We start from the raw sequence: 19,485 nt of genomic DNA, 5'->3' as shown, positions 1-19,485 counted from the left end.
AGAATAACGCGGGTGACTTCCTGACGCACGGCGGGGAATGGTAATGAGATCGCGAGGGAAAGTAAAACACTTATCACAGAAAACAGGTTCCCGCTTAACGCGGGAACCTTGAGGACCGATTAGCGTTGCAACGCCTTACCAATTTTCTCAAACAGATCGCCAGAGAGGTTATCCAGCGTTTTCAATTGCTCCAGTGACTGACGCATCAACGCCTGACGCGATTCATCGTAGCGTTTCAGTCGGATCAGTGGCTCGATTAACCGAGCCGCGACCTGCGGATTGCGGGTATTGAGATCGCTGAGGATCTCGGTCAGGAAGCGGTAGCCTTCACCGTCCGCAGCATGAAACGCAGCCGGGTTGGCACTGGCAAACGCGCCGACCAACGCACGCAGGCGATTGGGGTTATTCAGGCTGAATGAACGGTGGTTCAGCAACGCTCGCACCCGAGACAACACATCACTGGCCGGACTGGTGGCTTGCAAGGTAAACCATTTATCCATCACCAGACCATCGGTGTGCCAGCGATCGTCAAACTGCGCCATCAACGTATCGCGCACTGGCAGTTGCGCACTGACCGCACTCGAGAGTGCCGCCAACGCATCCGTCATGTTGTCCGCCTGCTGATACTGTGCGCTGACCAGCGCATCAGCCTGCGCCACGTCGCCAAATGCCAGATAATAGAGGCAGGTGTTGCGCAGGGCACGTTTACCAATATCAGCATGTTCGATGCGGTACTCTGCGGTGGCGTTAACGCGATACACCGCGAGCCACTCATCGGACAGCTCCATCGCTAGCGTACGCACCATCGCGTCACGCACTGCTGCAATGGCTAGCGGATCGATAATGTCAAACAGCTCCGCCATCTCGTTTTCACTGGGCAACGTTAGAATTTGTGCCGCCAACATCGGATCCAGCGCAGGATCCAACAACACCCCACGGAACGCATCAGCCAGATGCAGCGGCAACGAGAGCGGTTGGTGTTGCTGATAGCGCGCCACGTTGAGGCGAATATGGTTCGCCAACAGGCTTTGTGCCGCATCCCAGCGCGAGAAATCATTGCGGGCGTGACGCATCAGGAAGGTCAGTTGCGCATCGCTCCAGGCATAGTTGAGCTTAACCGGCGCAGAAAACTCCCTTAATAAAGAAGGGATCGGCTGACTCGGCACATTATCAAACACAAACGTCTGCTCTGCTTCGGTCAGGTTTAGCACCGAATCGATGGTCTGACCGGCATATTGCAACGGAATCACGTTGCCCTGCTGATCGTACAGTTCAATATCCAGCGGAATATGCAGCGGGCGTTTTTCCTGACCGTCCGCACCCACCGGCGTTTTTTGGCTGACCGACAGCAGATATTGCTGCGTTGCGGCATTGTAATCATCGCGCACCGTCACCACCGGCGTACCCGACTGGCTATACCAACGGCGGAACTGCGTCAGATCCACACCCGAGGCATCTTCCATCGCCTGTACAAAATCATCACAGGTCGCTGCACTGCCGTCGTGACGCTCGACATAAAGCCGCATGCCTGCCTGAAAGTTATCCTCACCCAGCAGCGTGTGCATCATGCGGATCACTTCTGAACCTTTCTCGTAAACCGTCAGGGTATAGAAGTTATTCATTTCGATCACCTGATCCGGACGGATCGGGTGCGACATCGGGCTGGCGTCTTCGGCAAACTGTGCACCGCGCATCACACGCACGTTATCAATGCGGTTTACCGGGCGCGACCCCAGATCGGAGCTGAACTCTTGATCGCGGAACACCGTCAGCCCTTCTTTTAGGCTGAGCTGGAACCAGTCACGGCAGGTAATACGGTTACCGGTCCAGTTGTGAAAATATTCATGGCCAATTACCGCTTCAATATTGAGATAATCTTTATCGGTAGCGGTTTCTGCCTTGGCAAGCACGTATTTGGAATTGAAGACGTTGAGCCCTTTATTCTCCATCGCGCCCATATTAAAGAAGTCCACTGCGACGATCATATAGATGTCGAGGTCATACTCCAGACCGAAACGGGTTTCGTCCCACTTCATGGCATTTTGCAGTGAGGTCATCGCCCAGCCTGCACGATCGAGGTTACCGCGATCGACATACAGCTCAAGGGCCACTTCACGTCCGGAACGGGTGGTAAAACTGTCGCTGAGCACATCGAAGTCCCCCGCCACCAGTGCAAACAGATAGCACGGTTTCGGGAACGGATCCTGCCACTCGACCCAGTGTCGACCATCGTCCAGCGTACCCTGTGCGATGCGATTTCCGTTGGAGAGTAAATACGGGTAGCGAACCGGATCGGCGGTGATGCGCGTGGTAAAGCGCGCCAGCACATCGGGTCGGTCCAGATAATAGGTAATGTGGCGGAAACCTTCCGCTTCACACTGGGTACAAAGCGCAGCACCGGATTGGTATAACCCCTCCAGCGCGCTGTTAGCCGCGGGGTTAATCTCTGTGACGATGCTGAGCGTGAACGCGGCGGGCAGGTGCGTTAGCAGCAAGCCATCATCCTCAACCTGATAGTGCGGCCAGGCTTGGCCATCCACCGTCAGGCTTAACAGCGTCAGTCCTTCACCGTCCAGTTTTAACGGCGCCCCCGCCTCTCCCTGCCGAACCACCTGGCTCACTGCCGTGACGTGCGTTTTCTGTGCATCCAGAACAAAATCAAGCGCGATATCGCTGATGGTATAGTCCGGTGCACGGTAATCATGACGGTATTTTACTTGCGGCTGTTGATTCATAGGATGTTTACACCTCACTCTTTGCTTTGACAGTTCAGTTTATGCCTGTTACAACGATGTTGCCATGACTATGTGAATGAGAACAATAACCATGCAGAGCACGAATGGACCTCTCTTTTCTGGCAGAATTATGATGTTATCTGGCGATAGCGACAATGCAGCGTGAATCAAGGTATACTCACCGAACGTTGCTGATGATTTTGATAGTGGAAACGCGTCTGACGAGGATGCTGTAACGCATTATGACTTTACACCCTTCCCCGATTTTGAACTCATTGCTGGATACGGATGCGTATAAGCTTCATATGCAGCAAGCGGTGTTTCATCATTATTATGATGTGGACGTTACAGCGGAATTCCGCTGCCGCGGCGATGAGCTGTTAGGGAGTTATGCAGAGACTATCACCGCGCAGATTGCGCTGATGAGCCAACTGTCACTCAGCGACGACGAGTTCGCTTACCTCTCTACGCTGCCTTTTTTTGCCGCAGATTATTTACAGTGGCTGCGCCATTTCCGCTTTAACCCGCAGCAGGTTACCGTAAGCAACCATCACGGCAAGCTGGATATTCGCATTCGCGGCCCCTGGCGCGAAGTGATTTTGTGGGAAGTTCCCTTGCTGGCGGTGATCAGTGAAGTGGTGCACCGCTCGCGCACGCCGGACGTTAGCGCCGTGCACGCCGTGGCGCAGTTGCGCCGCACGCTGGCGCAGTTCCGTGAACGCAGTCAGGGGATCGACCTGAGCCATTTCAAACTGATGGATTTCGGCACCCGGCGTCGTTTTTCCCGCGATGTGCAACACGAGATCGTGAGCGTGTTACAGCAAGAGTTCCCCTATTTGATTGGCACCAGCAACTACGATCTGGCGCGTCGCTTGGGGCTGACGCCGGTGGGAACGCAGGCGCATGAATGGTTCCAGGCGCATCAACAGCTCGGCGCGACATTGGCGAACAGCCAACGTGCCGCCCTGCACGCCTGGCTGGTGGAATACCCCGATCAGCTCGGTATTGCACTGACAGACTGCATCACCATGGATGCGTTCCTGCGTGATTTCGACCTCGATTTCGCTAACGCCTATCAGGGATTGCGTCATGATTCCGGGGATCCGATCGATTGGGGCGAAAAGGCCATCGCGCATTATCAGCGCTTAGGCATTGATCCCATGAGTAAAACGCTGGTGTTCTCCGATAATCTGCATCTGGAAAAAGCGCTTACACTCTATCGCCATTTTTCTCAGCGCATTAATCTGGTGTTTGGCATCGGTACGCGTTTGACCTGCGATATTCCAGGCGTGACACCGCTAAATATTGTTATCAAGCTGGTAGAGTGCAACGGTCGTCCGGTGGCGAAACTCTCCGACAGTCCCGGCAAAACTATTTGCCATGACGCCGCATTTATTTCCGCACTGCGCAAAGCCTTCGATCTGCCGCGCATCAGAAAAGCCAGTTAGTCTGTTCGACTGCTCAGTATTTAACCCAACGTTGCCGGAATGCGCAAAACTTGACGCATTCCGGTGATTTCTGCTTGTGTCCTGCCAGACGGCAAGTAACATAGCAAATCACCCTTAGGGGTTGACCCGTTAAATATCATTCATTGAGAAGAGAGAATTTTATGAGCGTAGTGCCTGTAGTCGACGTACTGCAAGGCCGTGTCGCCGTTGACAGTGAAGTCACCGTGCGCGGCTGGGTACGTACCCGGAGAGATTCTAAAGCCGGTATCTCCTTTATCGCCGTCTATGACGGTTCCTGCTTTAATCCGTTACAGGCGGTCGTAAATAATAATCTTCCCAATTACCAGAATGACGTTCTGAAATTGACCACCGGCTGCTCCGTTATCATCACGGGTACCGTGGTTGCGTCACCGGGTGAAGGCCAGTCTTTCGAAATTCAAGCGACTGCCGTTGAAGTGGTAGGCTGGGTGGATGACCCGGACACCTATCCGATGGCGGCAAAGCGTCATAGCATTGAGTACCTGCGTGAAGTCGCGCACCTGCGCCCGCGCACTAACCTGATCGGTGCCGTAGCGCGCGTACGCCACACGCTGGCCCAAGCCATTCACCGCTTCTTCCATGAAAACGGTTATTTTTGGGTCTCAACGCCGCTTATCACCGCGTCGGATACCGAAGGTGCTGGTGAAATGTTCCGCGTTTCCACGCTGGATCTGGAAAACCTGCCGCGCACCGATGCGGGCAAAGTAGATTTCAGTGAAGATTTCTTCGGCAAAGAGGCCTTCCTGACCGTTTCAGGCCAATTGAACGGTGAAACCTACGCCTGTGCGCTTTCCAACGTGTACACCTTTGGACCTACGTTCCGTGCCGAAAACTCCAACACCAGCCGCCATCTGGCTGAATTCTGGATGATCGAACCGGAAGTGGCCTTTGCGACGCTGGACGATGCCGCCGCGCTGGCAGAAAGTCTGTTGAAATACGTGTTCAAAGCCGTGCTCGACGAGCGCGCCGATGACATGGCGTTTTTTGCTGAGCGCGTCGATAAAGAAGCGATCAGTCGTCTGGAAAACTTCGTCAGTGCCGATTTCGCCCAGGTGGATTACACCGATGCAATTGAGATCCTGCTCAATTGCGGACACACCTTCGAAAACCCGGTGTTCTGGGGCGTCGATCTTGCCTCCGAGCATGAGCGTTATTTGGCAGAGCAGCACTTCAAAGCGCCGGTGGTGGTAAAAAACTACCCGAAAGACATCAAAGCTTTCTATATGCGTATGAATGAAGACGGCAAAACCGTCGCCGCCATGGACGTATTGGCACCGGGTATCGGCGAGATTATCGGTGGTTCTCAGCGTGAAGAGCGTCTGGCGCAGTTGGACAGTCGTCTGGAAGAAATGGGGCTTAATAAAGAAGATTACTGGTGGTATCGCGATCTGCGTCGCTACGGTACCATTCCACACTCTGGTTTTGGGCTCGGATTTGAACGTCTGATTGCCTATGTTACTGGTGTACAAAATGTGCGCGATGTCATCCCTTTCCCACGCACTCCGCGCAACGCCAGTTTCTAAATACGCATTAAACATAAGTAAAACAAATAACTAGAAAAAAGACCGCGAATTTTTCGCGGTCTTTTTTTTTCTTTCAGATAAGGCTCACAAAGTTCCCTGAAATTTACAATTTGAAACACAATCTTTCTTTTTGTTACCTGATTACGAACTTAGTATCATTTTTAGGGTAGATTAACGGGCGAGTGAATGGAACACTGCGTTCAGACACAGGAGGACACCAAACTTCCAGTGATAGTTCCGTAAGAGTTTTATTACTTTTTTCGAGAATTGTTAATGGCAGCGGCGGGTGTCTTAAAACACCAATGAGGGTAATAATGATGAAACGCAATATTCTTGCAGTAGTAATCCCGGCTTTGTTAGCTGCTGGCGCAGTAAACGCAGCAGAAGTGTACAACAAAGACGGCAACAAAGTGGACCTGTACGGTAAAGTTACCGCTAAACACCGTTTCTCTGACAACAACGGTCAGGATGGTGACAAATCTTATGCACGTCTGGGTGTTAAAGGCGAAACTCAGATCAACAGCGATGTAACAGGCTATGGTCGTTACGAAGTTGAATTCGCTGGCAACAAAAGTGAAGACGGCAGTGATAACAGAGATGTTAAAACCCGCTACGCTTTCGCTGGTTTGAAAATCGCTGATTTCGGTACTATCGACTACGGTCGTAACCTAGGTATCGCTTACGATTCTCTGGCATACACCGACGTGCTGCCTGAATGGGGCGGCGATCAGTCCAACTCTGACAACTTCCTGACTGGCCGTTCTACTGGCGTTCTGACCTACCGTAACAAAGATTTCTTTGGTCTGGTTGATGGCCTGAACTTTGGTCTGCAATACCAAGGTAAAAACAGTAAAGATACTTTGAACGAACGTGATGATCGTGACACATCGAACGGTGACGGTTGGGGTACTTCTCTGGAATACGTATCTCCGGTTGGTGTAGGTATCATAGCCAACTATGCGGCAGTTAGCCGCACTGTCGAACAAAATGCCGATTTGACTGCTTCTGGTCGTGGCAAGAAAGCAGAAGCTTGGGGTACCGGCCTGAAGTATGATGCTAACAACATCTATGTTGCGGCCATTTACTCTGAACTGCGTAACGCTTCTTACATCAACAAAACTGTTGGTGGTGTGCATACCGATTTCGCAGACAAAACCAAAATCTTCGAAGCTGTTGCTCAGTACAACTTCGACTTCGGTTTGACTCCGTCTCTGGGTTACGTTTCTGGCAAAGCTAAAGACGACACCAACAACCGTAACGCTTACATCACCAAATACGTGAGCCTGGGTGCAACTTACGCATTCAACAAAAACTTCTCCGTATACAGTGAATACGACATCAACCTGATCAAAGACACTAACGCTTACGGCATCAACGATGATGACAAAGTTGCTGTTGGTGTAACTTATCAGTTCTAATTTCGTTTTATCACCACTGCATTACGCAGTCTGATAACGAAAGAGACAGGGCCTTGTGCCCTGTCTTTTTGTTTTCTGCTTTCTGATTATTAGCGCCATTTATGGCTATCGTGCCTGCTACAATATTTCCTGTTATTTCACCTGCATTTTGATCGCAAACGGTTGGCAAAGCGTATGGCTAGCGGTAACCTGAAGGTTCTTGCCTAACCTCTGTCATGGAATAGCCATCAATGTTTGAACATATTACTGCCGCTGCCGCTGACCCAATTCTTGGCTTGGCCGATCTGTTTCGCGCCGACTCTCGTCCACAAAAAATCAATCTGGGTATCGGTGTATACAAAGATGAAACCGGAAAGACACCGGTGCTGGCCAGCGTAAAAAAAGCAGAACAATTTTTGCTGGAAAATGAAGCCACCAAAAACTATCTCGGGATCGATGGCCTGCCCGAGTTCGCCCTGCGCACGCAGGAGCTACTGTTCGGCAAGCAAAGCGCGATCATCAGTGAAAAGCGTGCGCGCAGCGCACAGACGCCGGGTGGCACCGGTGGCCTGCGTATTGCCGCAGAGTTTATCGCCAGCCAGACCTCCGCTAAGCGTATTTGGGTAAGCAATCCAAGCTGGCCCAACCATAAAAACGTGTTCCAGGCTGCCGGACTGGAAGTGTGTGATTATCACTATTACGATGCCGCTAACCACGCGCTGGACTTTGATGGCATGGTAAAAAGCCTTGAAGCGGTTCAGGCGGGCGACGTGGTGCTATTCCACGGCTGTTGCCATAACCCGACCGGTATCGATCCTACGGCGCAGCAGTGGCAAGCGCTGGCTGACTTGTCCGCTTCGAAGGGTTGGCTGCCGCTGTTCGATTTTGCCTATCAGGGCTTCGCTCGCGGGCTGGAAGAGGATGCCGAGGGCCTGCGTATTTTTGCGGCTTCCCACCCGGAATTGCTGGTTTCCAGCTCTTATTCGAAGAACTTTGGCTTGTATAACGAACGTGTCGGTGCCTGCACCCTGGTCGCGGCCAATGCCGATGTGGCAGACAAAGCGTTCAGCCAGGTGAAATCCATCATCCGCGCCAACTACTCCAACCCACCGGCACACGGTGCGGCAGTGGTGGCGACCATCCTCGGCAACGAGGCGTTGCGTACCCTGTGGGAACAGGAACTGACAGCAATGCGCGAGCGCATTCAACGCATGCGTCATCTGTTCGTCAATACCTTACAGGAAAAAGGCGCGACGCAGGATTTCTCGTTTATCATTCAGCAGAACGGCATGTTTTCCTTCAGCGGCCTGACCAAAGATCAAGTATTACGTCTGCGCGATGAGTTTGCGGTTTATGCGGTGAATTCTGGACGGGTTAACGTGGCAGGGATGACGCCGGAAAACATGGCTCCGCTGTGCGAAGCCATTGTGGCCGTGCTGTAATAGGTTGTCAGGCATCCCCTGCTAGTCGGGGGATGCCAGTGCATTAATCATGCACAAAAGGATTGGTCTTACGCTCCTGTCCCAGCGTCGAGATTGGGCCGTGTCCAGGAATAAAGGTGATATCATCCCCAAGTGGGAACAATTTGGTGCGAATGGAGGTAATCAACGCCTGATGGTCACCCTGCGGGAAATCACTGCGCCCTACACCGCCGTTAAAGATCACATCCCCCACCTGCGCCAGACGCGATACCTTGTCGATAAACACCACATGACCCGGTGTATGTCCCGGACAGTGCAACACAGACAGCTCGGTGTTACCCACCGTCACCGAATCCCCTTCTTGCAGCCAGCGCGTCGGTGTTAACGGCGCACACTCTGTCAGGCCAAACATACGGCTCTGTGCGGGCAAACCATCGAGCCAGAAGGCATCTGCGGGATGTGGGCCGATAATCGGCACCTGATAGTGTTCAGCCAGTTGCGAAGCCGCCCCGACGTGATCGAGATGTCCATGGGTCAACAGGATTTGAGTGACCTTGATGTCGCACTGCGCGACGGCACGTTTGATTTTTTCCGCTTCGCCGCCGGGGTCAACAATCGCTGCGTCGCGGGTTTCTTCACACCATAACAACGTACAGTTTTGGCTGAACGCCGTTACGGGAACAATCTGGTATTTCATAGCACTCCACTTCACGAAAAAGCACCCTTACGTGACCGTCATCATGACACGGTCCGACCGTGGGGTCTATTAGCGTTAAGGGTTACCAGCTCCGCGTCGGCCCGGTATCAATGTGCACGAAATTACTTTTCGGATAGTAGCCTACGCCACCGGCCTTCAACTTCAGCGCCGCTTTGCGAATATTCGCCAGTTGCACACCTTCGATGTGAAAATCCATCGCCTGACCTTTGGTGTGATAGCTCTGTTTAGCCACGCCGCGCGAATGACTGCGCATTTCATTGTTGGTGTCCACCGAGCGATACCCCGAAATCAGCTGCACCGGTTTGTTGGTGCCCAACATCACCTGTAAGCGATAAAGTTGATCGAACAGCCCAGGATCGATAGTTTTGATTTTATTGGCGCGGTAATCACGGAAGAAGTGGTTCAGACGGGACAGTTCATCTTTATTGTAACGGCGGCCATCGAAGAATTCAGTTTTGAGATATTCGCCGGTATTAAGGTTTGCCAGCGTAAGAATGCGCGGTCGTGGGGTTGATAGCGTGGCGAACGCCTGCCCCGGCAGCATGGCAGCGCCCAACGCGGCTCCGCCCAGCGCCAGCCATCTGCGGCGATGATGATCGATGAATTCCATGAAGTGTGCCCCGACGTAAAAGGTGAACATAACGACGACAAAAAAACGCGCCGTTTGGCACCATAACCGTGCAGGGTATTCGAGTCAACCCGCTTAATGACAGGGTATGCGGAGGATCGCGTTGATCCTCCGCTGCAATATAAACCGTGTGACAGCGCTAACGTCCCAGAATATCAGCGGTTACTGGAGCAGTTGCCCTGCTTTGCCCAGGATGCCCGCACCCCGTTTTACCGTATCATCATAATTGTAAATATCTGTGCGGAACTGAGGTTTGCCGTCGTCGGCTACCCAGGCCGTCAAATAGTATAGATTGACCGGAATACGCTGTTTAACCGGCACATAGGTGGTATTCCCCTGCGCCAGCGTGGAAGAAATGCGCGCATCGTTCCATCCCGCATCCTGCAACAACATCCCGGCGAGTTCGGACGCTTTGTTCACGCGCACGCAGCCCGAGCTGAGCGCGCGAATATCACGCTGGAACAGCCCATGGTTCGGCGTATCATGCAAGTAAATCGCCTCGGAATTAGGCATATTGAATTTATACCGCCCCAGCGAGTTGTTGGCACCGGGAGCCTGACGAATGCGATACGGGAAACGATCCGCCGATACCACGGACCAATCGATCATCGTCGGATCGATAGTCTCCGCTTCGGAGTGCCAGCCCGAGAGCAGCGTATAATTATTGCGCTGCAAGTAGCTGGGATCTTTGATGATTTTGGGGACGATATCCTGACGAATCAGCGTGGTGGGCACGTTCCACGGTGGGTTAACTACCACGTTATACAATGAACTGCTCATCAGCGGCGTTTTGCGTTTCGGTTGTCCGACAATCACGCGCGAAGAGAGACGCTGCGTACCGTTTTGATAGTAGTTCAACGAATAATCTGGGATGTTCACCATGATACCGGTGCTGACATTATCCGGCACCAGACGCAGGCGCTGAATATTGAGCGCCAGCAGCGCGGCACGGGTTTGCGGCGAAACGTTCAGCCAATCTCGCGTCCGTTTGCCAATGACGCCATCGGCTTCCAAGCCTTGCCACTGTTGGAAGCGCTTAACCCCCTCGACCAGATCGCCCGTATAGGTATCCGGTGACGGCGCAGTCGCGTCGACAACAGCAGGTTGTTCATTAAACAGGGTGATGTTCTCTGATGTGGCAAGCATACCGGTGCGTTGCAGTATTTCACGCAGTACCGTCAGTTCCTGACTTTGCTGTTCAGGACGCAAAGTATCCGACATCGTCAACACCGGCCAGGGACGCGTATCCAGCAACAGCGTTTTCAATGCCTGATGCATCTTGGCATATTGTGAATGGCGCGGTGCAAGCGATGAGACAAATCCAACGCTGTTGCCCGCGACCAGCGCCTGCCGCCATTGCTCCACGCGCGCAGGCGCTGGCGATTGCAAACGGTAGGGGACGCTGCTGTAGAGCCAGTCAGTGCCGTTGCGCTCCACGCCGTCAACAAACTGTAGATAGCCCAGCATGGCATCTGACAACAGCACGTCGCGTTCCATCCCTTTGATGCTGGCATCGGTCAACCACGTCACCCATTGCGTAAACTGCGGCTGAACCCCTGACAGCGCCACTTCGGCTAACTGCTGCTGGAACTGCACGACGGCGTGCTCATCCGCCCACAACCGTTGTGCCGGATGCAGTGCGTAGAGTGCGGTGATGTCTGAGAGATAATGCGGTTTAACGCCTTTCGCCGCCAGTGCCTGTAACGCCGCCGCGCTGGTTTCATGAGAGGCGTTGCCTGCGGTGTGCGAAGAGACACTCGGCACAGCGTGGGAAATCACCGCTGCCTGCCCGGTAGCCGACAACGCACACAAAGAAAACAGACTCAAGGTCCACAACGTGCCAACGCGGCACAGCGTGCTCTGCGCTTTTTGCTCACATAACAACATCCATTTATCCCCTGTATTCACTAAACGCGATATCAGCCACGTTATTTTTATCGGCAATGAAAGCTACGAGGTCCAATGGATATGACTCCCTAATTCACGTTATGCAGAAACTGATTGTCATAAAACAGCGCAAAACGTTGAGATGGCCTGCTACTTTAATTATTCGCTCATCATTACCGTTAGTATATAAAGAGACAATATTTTTTGCGCCACTTCCCACTGGATTATTTCACTGGTCCGTCATGTTGGAGGTATCTATCAGGGAAATTAAGGGACAAAAAAAAGAGGCCGTTTAACACGGCCTCTTCGCTTTACGTCACAGAATTATCGCTACGATGCCTGCACCTGCGGTGCTTCATTCTCGCTGCCAAAACCACGCAGCCCGACCACGTGTACATGCTCCTGATTCTGGAACACTTTACGCACCAGCTTGTAGGTGGTGCCTTTTTCCGGGCTGATATTTTCCGGCGCAGCAATCACCAACTGCATTTCCAACCGCTCACACAGTTCGAATAGCGTGGCGATGGATTTTGCATCCAGACGCGCCGCTTCATCGAGGAACAGTAAACGACAAGGGATAATGTCCTTGCCGCGCAGGCGTTTGGATTCATCTTCCCAGCTCTGCACCACCATCACCAGAATCGACATCCCGGTCCCGATCGCTTCACCGGTGGAAAGCGCACCGCTCTCTGCACGCAACCAGCCATCAGCACCGCGATTAACCTCCACTTCCATCTCAAGGTAGTTGCGGTAATCGAGCAGTTCCTCACCGATGGTTTGCGGCGTGCGTTGTCCCATATCCACTTCAGGATTGAGGCGCTGGTAAAGCTTCGCCAGCGCTTCCGAGAAGGTCAACCGGTTGCTGCTGAACAGATCCTGATGCATCTCTTGTTGTTCCGAGAGCACATTGAGCAGCGTGGTGTGCGTTTCACGCACGTTGACGTTCAAGCGCACGCTTTTCACCTGCCCAAACGCAACCGTCTGCAAGCCCTGATTCAGCATGCGGATACGATTTTGCTCACGCTGAATGGTTTTACGGATAATGTTCGCCACGCTCTTGGAACTGATCGCCAGCATTTTTTCACGTGCGGTCAGCTCTTCCGTCAGACGGTTAAGTTCAATTTCCATCTGCTCGATGGCTTCAACCGGGTCATCGGTGCGAATAATATCCTGACGAATACGCTCACGCAGATGCTGATAGACCGCAATATAGAACTGCACTTTGCGTTCAGGCCGTTTCGGATCTTCCGATGCGCGCAGCACGTCGCGCAGATGTTCGTTATCCGCAACCGCCAGTCGCAATGCCCCCAACGCTTTATCCGACATGGAACGCAATTCGTCAGCGTCCATGTAGGCCAGCTCACGTCGGTGCAAACGGCGCTCTACGCCATTGTCTTTCACCAGGCGCATCACAGCACACCAGCCCGCTTTCGCCGTCACCACCTGTTCGCGCATCTGGTGATAATCACGTTCCACCTTGCGCAATTTCTTCTGCAAGCTGTCCATTTCCGCTTCACAGAAGGTAATCTGCTTCTCCAACTGATTACGGCGCGTGCGGTTGGCACTCAAGGCAGCATGCAATTCATCACGGCGCGTGCGAGCGCGCGCTTCCGCGTCCGCATCCGCACGCACGCCGATCTCCTGCAATTCCTGAATAAGCTCTTTGTGCATTTCGTTTTTGGCATCATGCGCACTGCGCAACGACGCCTGCACCTGACTGTACTGCGTTAACTGCGCCTGCTGCTGACGTAACTGTTCACGCGAGCGGGTGCGTTCGGTTTCAGCCTGCTCCAACCGTTGGCGCAACTTGTCATTCAAATCGGCATTTTCCCCCAGCATGTCCGCTGAGTCGCTATAGCTGAAATGAGAACGACGTTGCACCACTTCCGTTAAAGCAAACGCCTGCTGTTTCGCCTGACGCTGTGCACTTTGTGCTTGGGTGTACTGTGCCCGCAGTTGTTCATGCTGCTGTGGATCGCTTTGCAGTACCGCCACCAGCGGCTCCAGTTTCACCAACGACGCACCGTGCTGCGTAATAAAATGCGCGGACTCCTCTGCAGCATCCAGCTCATCGCGAATCTCTTCGAGTCGATCGTGCAAGGTATCATCACACAGCAGGCTGACGCGCGGGATCAGGCGGTTGAGCAATGAAACACACTCTTTGGCCTGATCGTATTGCTGACGCTGCTGCTGGTTTTCTGCGTCAAAATTGTTGATGGCACGGTCCAGCTCGCTGCGACGTGAACTCAAGGGGCGCAGCGCCGCCTCTGGATCGTCATCGAACGCAATCGCCAGATGAGAACCGATAAAACGGCTGAATGCCTGATGCAAACGTTGGGTCTTCTGTACGTCAAACGACAGCGTGGCGTACTGCTCCGCCAGCGCTTCACGCTCCTCGCGCAAACTCTCCAAGCGATTTTCACGCGCGGCGCGGCCAAACAATGGCACCTCAGGGAAACGGGAATAGCGCCACTGGCGATCGGCGATTTTAACCACCACCGCTTTCTCCAGTTCTTCTACCGCGAAGACGCTGTCATCGAACGATTGCGGATCCCCTTCTATCAGATAGAGATCTTCCGGGCAGTCATCCAGCCCTTCAAGCTGTTCACGCACCAGCGACAAATCGGCAACGACAATACCGTGGCGTGAGGGGCCATACAGCGCCGAGTAGTACGGCGCATCGTCCAGCGTCACATCATCGTAGATTTCGGACAGCAACACGCCGCCAAAGCGTTCTGCCAGCGCTGTCATACGCGGATCTTCCGCACCACCAGGCTGACTCAAACGTTCGATTTGATCGTCAATGTGACGCTTACGCGCCGCCACATCATCACGTTCTACCGTGATTTCACGCTCGCGCTCCAGCAGTTGTTGCAAATGCTCGGTCACGGCCTGACCATCAGCAAAGGTGGCGCCGCTCTGTTCACTCAGTTGCGTCAGGGCTTCCTGTGCCGCCAGCCACACCGGTGCCCGCGCGGTTAATGTCTGAATTTGTTGCTGGATTTGCTCCAGTTCCTGACGCAGCGCCAAACGGCGCTCCCCGGCTTCTGCGACCAGCGCAGAGAGGGTTTCAATCTTCAGTTCCAGTTCCTGCTGCAAGCTGTCCAAGTCTTCCGGCTCACAGGGCTGACCATAGCGTTTACCAAACTCTTGCAGCAGGCGTTCCGCTTCCTGCTGTTCGCGCAGGCGCTGTTCCAGTTCGGCCAAACGACCACGCAGGGGATGCACGCGTTCAGCCTGATAACGCTGAGAGGTACTGTCGCGCAGCACATCGCGCGCCGCTTGCCACGCGTCGCCACGCGCCACGTTACCCACAATCTTGCAGACGAGCTGATAGGCTTGTTCAAATTGGTTATAAGCCGCATCGGAGACGCTCAGGGTTTGTTCCAGTTGCAGCAACAGTTCGGTCGCTTCCTGCTCGCGCGCGTGGAAGGTTTCCAGCCACTCATCGGCGTTGTCCGCCGTTAAGTCTGGCAACTGGCACAGCGTGCGGGCACGCTCTAATGCCTGTTGCGCCTGTTGATACTGGATCGCTCGGGTCTGCTGCACATCCAACGCTTGCTGGTAGTCAGCAAGCTGGCTTTTCAGCTCATCCACTTCCTGCTCGGCAGCTTGCGCGCGCGCGTCATTCTCTTCAAGCTGCTCGCGCGCTTCTTCTACTACGATGTCCTGCTCTTCCAGACGCGAGCGCAGCTCTTCCAGATCGGCGTCGTAACGCTCGATCTTTTCCTGCTGACGTAGCGCCGTTTGTACCAGATTGAGGTGGTCACTGGCGGCCTGGTGATCGGTTTCCAAATCGCTTTCGGCGTCCGTTTGTTCCGCCAGTTCGCGTGCCATTTCTACATGGCGATACTGTTCATGCACCAACTGCTTACGGCTACCAAACAGGTCATGACGCAGCGCCAGCGCACCGTCCAGATGCACCCGTCGCTCATTGGCATGGCGCATATAGTCAGCGGCTACGTAGGAGGTGGCTTCCGAAATCAGGTGTTTAAACAGATCGCGATCCGATTGCGTCACCCGGATGGCTTCCAGCGTCATCCGGTTTTCACGCAGAGCCGCTTCCATATCCTGGAACGCTTTGCGCACCCCGCTGTTTTCCGGCAACAGGTAATCACGTAGCGATCGGGTAATGGCGCTGGAGATCCCGCCGTAAAGGGACGCTTCAATCAGACGATAGAATTTACTGCGATCGGACGCAGAGCGTAACCGACGAGGTACTACACCCAAATCAAACATCAACGCATGGTAATCGGTAATGGAGTTGAACTGTTTGAACAGCACGCCCTCCATTTCTTCCACACGCTCTTTCAGTTCTTGCAACGTCAACACCCGGACCTGGCGCTCGCCCAATGACTGGGTCAGCACCTGCGTCGGTTGCAACGTGGTGGGCAACCCTTGAATGGCGAAGGGTTTGATATCGACCTTTTTGTCACGTCCGGCCACCTGTTGCAGACGCACCCCAACCAACACGCGCTGATGGCGAGAGTTAACGACGTCCAACGTGGCATAACACACGCCGGCGCGCAGTTTACCGTGCAGCCCTTTATCGCGTGAGCCGCTGGTGGCCCCCGCCTCGGTGGTGTTACGGAAATGCAGCAGCGTCAAATCGGGGATCAGTGCGGTGATAAAGGCCGCCATCGTCGTCGATTTTCCCGCACCGTTACCCCCGGACAGCGTGGTGACCAGTTCGTCCAAATCAAACGTTCGGGCAAAAAAGCCGTTCCAGTTGACCAGCGTCAGTGAGCGAAATTTACCGCGTTCAATCATTGTTATTCTTCCTCTCGACTCTCTGCCGCATTGTCTTGCGCACTTTCGCCCTCGTCGACCTCATCGTTCAGCGACAGCCCACTGTCTAACGGCAGCGCTTCACCATCTCGGATCATGCGCAACTGTGCTTCACGCGCGTCATCACCGCTGCGCACGTCAGCACCGAAACGGAACGCCGCTTCGGTGATACGGAATTTGCTGCTGTCGTTGCCCATGAAGTAAACCATGCCCAAGCGCCGCAGGCGATTCAACGAGGTTCTGACCTTCTCCTGCAATTTCTGCCGATCCAGATCCGAGCCGGTTGAACGCTGGTTGACCAACTTCAGCAACTTGTTTTCATCGGCCAGACTCAGCAGCTCTTCGTAAAGCTCCTGCTGCGTGAAAATGCCCTCTTGCGCCAGCCGCTCCGGGCTGAGATAGAGGTAGCAGAGAATTTTTCCCACCATCATGTCTAACTCGGACAGCACCGAACGCGGGATCAGCGTGGTCGAGCGCGGGCGCAGATAGAAGAAACCTTCTGGCGCGCGGATCAGTTCCACGTTGTAGCGTGCGTAGAACTCCTCCAACACGTCCTGAAAATCCATCAGGTAAGCATGGTTTTCCAACTCTTCCACGCCGATATGACGCCCTGAACGCAGTTGGCTGTCGAGCGCGGGGAACAGGGTATTGGCTAACGCCGTTGCCAGTTTAGCTGGCATGATTTTATCAATAGTTGTCGATGACATGGGCCTGTACCTTGGCTCCGTAATCATTGATTGACTGCCATAGCGCAGGCAATCCGGTGAAATCCGCTTCGGCCACACCCAGGCGCACCGCCTGGTCGACCACGATTCGTGCCACATCAAAATGCTGTGCCCGGGGATAGTGGCCGAGGTAATCGCGCACCACGTCCGCCAGGTTGAGCGGGATGCGCTCGGTTTTGTATTTTTGCAGCGCCGCTTCTATCAGCGCGGCGATCTGTTCGCGCATTTCGCTGAATTCTTCATACTCCAGCTCCGGCGGCAACTCTCCCGTCACTTCATCGCTGCGCAGCGCCAGCTCTTCATCACGCATATCCAGCAGGCGATCGGCATTGGCGAAGGTCAACGCCCAAGGTTGATCGAAGTAATTTTGCACCGACTGGCGCAGGCGCTGAGCGAATACCCGGTTTTTATCCATATCAATGGCGGTACGGATAAATTTGTGGACGTGCCTGTCATAGCCAATCCACAGATCGATGGTTTGCTGTCCCCAACTGATGATGCGGTCAAGCTTGGCTTGCAGATCGAACACCAGCTTATCGACAAACTCAAGCTCAGGGTGCTGCATCGTCGCCTCCTGAATCTGCAACAGACTGGTTTGCAGCTTATCGCCCGCCGCTTCCAACGTGTCCTGCAATTCACGCAGGATGCCGGAGGTTTCAGTCAGCAGATGCTCACAGCTGGAGATGGCGGCGCGCCAATCTTGCGTCAGCAGTGCTGCGATATCCTCTTTCACGCCCTGCTGCTGCTCGTCCATCACGCGCTGCGAAAGATCGATACTGTCAAAAATTTCCGCCACCGAATATTTAAGCGGCGCAAAAACATTACGGTGCCAGTGGAACTCATCGCCCCCCTCTTCTGCGGCTTCCGCCGCGCGCAACAATTCCTGCGCCACAATAGAGAGTTGCATAGACAGGCGCAGCGTCGAAAATTCGCGCTGGCGGATATAATAGTCGGTGATGCCAATGCCGAGCGGCGTCAGTCGATAGATGGCATTGCCATCCGCTATTTCACTGACAAAGCGATTCACCAAACGCTGGCGCACCAGATCGTTGATAGCGTTATTGGCGCGCATTGCCACCGTTTCATGGGTTTGTTCAAATCCCTTGCTGACGTGACGAAAGGCATCCACCAGTTCCCCTTCGCTCATTTCGCCATCCATTCGCTCGCCGTTCAGCGTGGCGATAGCCAGCAGAAACGCCAAGCGTTCGGTGGGGAGTGACAGGGAAAAATCATTTTTTCGCGCCCAGGCAACCAGTTCCGGCACTGTCTGGGAAAAATCACTCATAGTGCATCCTTTATAGGGCGTTTACGCGCCATGACATGAATATAGCGTCCCAGGCTGACAAAGGGCTCCTGGCGACAATAGCGCTGTTCCAACGCTAACAATTCCTCGAAATTATCGATTTGTTGCTGCTTGTTCTGCAAGTAGTCATGAAACACCCGTACACCGGTCTTTCCTTCAATGGTCATCCCCAACGCATCGAGCCAGCCATAAACCTGCTGGGGATCGAGGGGATGATCCGGCGACAGCGAACGTCGTTTGCGCTTTGGCATACCGGCTTGCACATAGGCAAAATTACCCAGCACCACATTGCGCAGCAAAAGTGCCTGATGGTTATAAAACATCAGCGAAAAAGCACCGTCTGGTGCCAGACAATCCGTTAGCGTCCGCAAGATTGCCTGCGGTTCGGCTACCCATTCCAGCACCGCGTGGAACAAGATTAAATCCGCCGGATGCGTCATATGATCCGCGATATCCTGCGCGGCGCAGTGAACAAAACGCATGTTATCGGCGACGCCCTGTTCCTGAGCGATGCTGCTGGCGCGGTGAATCATCTCATCTGAAACATCGCACAACAAGACCTGATGTCCTAAAGCCGCCAAACGACAGGCCATGTGCCCTTCACCACCGCCCGCGTCGAGAATCCGCAAAGGCCGGTCAGGCAAGGTTTTCAGCAACGCATCCAGATCCTGCCACAGCACCGCCTGACGCACCTGGCCTTTGGTGGTGCCATAGATATTACGGGCAAATTTTTCAGCGATATCGTTAAAATTGCGATCTTGCATTGCGTTGCGTTCCACGTCATCGTTAAGGCGATCGTGCGGCACGGTGTGCCTTCTATACCCGGTGTTCGGGTATAACGCCATATTTCCTTCAACCCGTTATTCTGGCACA

12 protein-coding genes are annotated in these 19,485 nt (G+C 53.8%); 4 read left to right on the top strand and 8 right to left on the bottom strand.

The annotated features are described in order from the left end of the window. Nucleotides 1–119 precede the first annotated feature (119 nt). Nucleotides 120–2,735: an aminopeptidase N gene (pepN, locus tag J5224_RS10430; protein WP_264625305.1), complete on the bottom strand. Its 2,616-nt coding sequence runs from the start codon at nt 2,733–2,735 to the stop codon at nt 120–122. A gap of 242 nt (nt 2,736–2,977) precedes the next feature. Between pepN and pncB the strand changes: the two genes are divergently transcribed. From pncB to J5224_RS10410, 4 genes are all read left to right on the top strand, one after another. After that, nucleotides 2,978–4,183, top strand: a complete 1,206-nt coding sequence (pncB, locus tag J5224_RS10425; RefSeq protein ID WP_264625304.1) for a nicotinate phosphoribosyltransferase — start codon at nt 2,978–2,980, stop codon at nt 4,181–4,183. Between the two features lie 161 nt (nt 4,184–4,344). Continuing rightward, on the top strand, nt 4,345–5,745 hold the full coding sequence (gene asnS, locus J5224_RS10420; RefSeq protein WP_264625303.1) for an asparagine--tRNA ligase: 1,401 nt from the start codon (nt 4,345–4,347) through the stop codon (nt 5,743–5,745). A 314-nt stretch (nt 5,746–6,059) separates the two neighbouring features. Then, entirely contained in the window at nt 6,060–7,163 is a 1,104-nt protein-coding gene (locus J5224_RS10415) for a porin (RefSeq protein WP_319802429.1), read from the top strand. Between the two features lie 230 nt (nt 7,164–7,393). Then, nucleotides 7,394–8,584 carry an amino acid aminotransferase gene (locus tag J5224_RS10410; protein WP_264625302.1) on the top strand — a complete coding sequence of 397 codons (1,191 nt, stop codon included), beginning with the start codon at nt 7,394–7,396 and terminating at the stop codon, nt 8,582–8,584. Between the two features lie 43 nt (nt 8,585–8,627). Here J5224_RS10410 and J5224_RS10405 read toward each other — a convergent pair whose 3' ends face one another. From J5224_RS10405 to cmoM, 7 genes are all read right to left on the bottom strand, one after another. Further along, a complete protein-coding gene (locus J5224_RS10405; RefSeq protein WP_264625329.1) occupies nt 8,628–9,260 on the bottom strand; it encodes an MBL fold metallo-hydrolase in 633 nt (210 codons plus the stop codon). Between the two features lie 82 nt (nt 9,261–9,342). Further along, entirely contained in the window at nt 9,343–9,891 is a 549-nt protein-coding gene (locus J5224_RS10400; RefSeq protein WP_264625301.1) for a YcbK family protein, read from the bottom strand. Between the two features lie 180 nt (nt 9,892–10,071). Further along, nucleotides 10,072–11,796, bottom strand: coding sequence for a L,D-transpeptidase (gene ldtD / locus J5224_RS10395; protein ID WP_264625300.1), 1,725 nt, complete (start codon nt 11,794–11,796; stop codon nt 10,072–10,074). A 330-nt stretch (nt 11,797–12,126) separates the two neighbouring features. Continuing rightward, nucleotides 12,127–16,566: a chromosome partition protein MukB gene (gene mukB, locus J5224_RS10390; RefSeq protein ID WP_264625299.1), complete on the bottom strand. Its 4,440-nt coding sequence runs from the start codon at nt 16,564–16,566 to the stop codon at nt 12,127–12,129. A 2-nt stretch (nt 16,567–16,568) separates the two neighbouring features. Then, nucleotides 16,569–17,291, bottom strand: coding sequence for a chromosome partition protein MukE (gene mukE, locus J5224_RS10385; protein WP_264625298.1), 723 nt, complete (start codon nt 17,289–17,291; stop codon nt 16,569–16,571). Then, nucleotides 17,272–18,594, bottom strand: coding sequence for a chromosome partition protein MukF (gene mukF, locus J5224_RS10380; protein WP_264625297.1), 1,323 nt, complete (start codon nt 18,592–18,594; stop codon nt 17,272–17,274). The genes mukE and mukF overlap by 20 nt, the downstream gene beginning before the upstream one ends. Further along, nucleotides 18,591–19,376 carry a tRNA uridine 5-oxyacetic acid(34) methyltransferase CmoM gene (gene cmoM / locus J5224_RS10375; RefSeq protein ID WP_264625328.1) on the bottom strand — a complete coding sequence of 262 codons (786 nt, stop codon included), beginning with the start codon at nt 19,374–19,376 and terminating at the stop codon, nt 18,591–18,593. The genes mukF and cmoM overlap by 4 nt, the downstream gene beginning before the upstream one ends. Nucleotides 19,377–19,485 lie beyond the last annotated feature (109 nt).

The sequence above is a fragment of the Candidatus Symbiopectobacterium sp. NZEC135 genome (genome assembly GCF_025962695.1).
The sequence above is the reverse complement of the archived record's forward strand: the minus strand, read 5'-3'. Positions and strand labels throughout refer to the sequence as shown.

Coding starts and splice junctions, on each gene's coding strand:
- pepN (WP_264625305.1), bottom strand. CDS start 2,735: ATGAATCAACAGCCGCAAGTAAAATACCGTCATGATTACCGTGCACCG.
- asnS (WP_264625303.1), top strand. CDS start 4,345: ATGAGCGTAGTGCCTGTAGTCGACGTACTGCAAGGCCGTGTCGCCGTT.
- mukB (WP_264625299.1), bottom strand. CDS start 16,566: ATGATTGAACGCGGTAAATTTCGCTCACTGACGCTGGTCAACTGGAAC.
- J5224_RS10405 (WP_264625329.1), bottom strand. CDS start 9,260: ATGAAATACCAGATTGTTCCCGTAACGGCGTTCAGCCAAAACTGTACG.
- cmoM (WP_264625328.1), bottom strand. CDS start 19,376: ATGCAAGATCGCAATTTTAACGATATCGCTGAAAAATTTGCCCGTAAT.
- ldtD (WP_264625300.1), bottom strand. CDS start 11,796: ATGTTGTTATGTGAGCAAAAAGCGCAGAGCACGCTGTGCCGCGTTGGC.
- J5224_RS10410 (WP_264625302.1), top strand. CDS start 7,394: ATGTTTGAACATATTACTGCCGCTGCCGCTGACCCAATTCTTGGCTTG.
- mukF (WP_264625297.1), bottom strand. CDS start 18,594: ATGAGTGATTTTTCCCAGACAGTGCCGGAACTGGTTGCCTGGGCGCGA.
- pncB (WP_264625304.1), top strand. CDS start 2,978: ATGACTTTACACCCTTCCCCGATTTTGAACTCATTGCTGGATACGGAT.
- mukE (WP_264625298.1), bottom strand. CDS start 17,291: ATGTCATCGACAACTATTGATAAAATCATGCCAGCTAAACTGGCAACG.
- J5224_RS10415 (WP_319802429.1), top strand. CDS start 6,060: ATGATGAAACGCAATATTCTTGCAGTAGTAATCCCGGCTTTGTTAGCT.
- J5224_RS10400 (WP_264625301.1), bottom strand. CDS start 9,891: ATGGAATTCATCGATCATCATCGCCGCAGATGGCTGGCGCTGGGCGGA.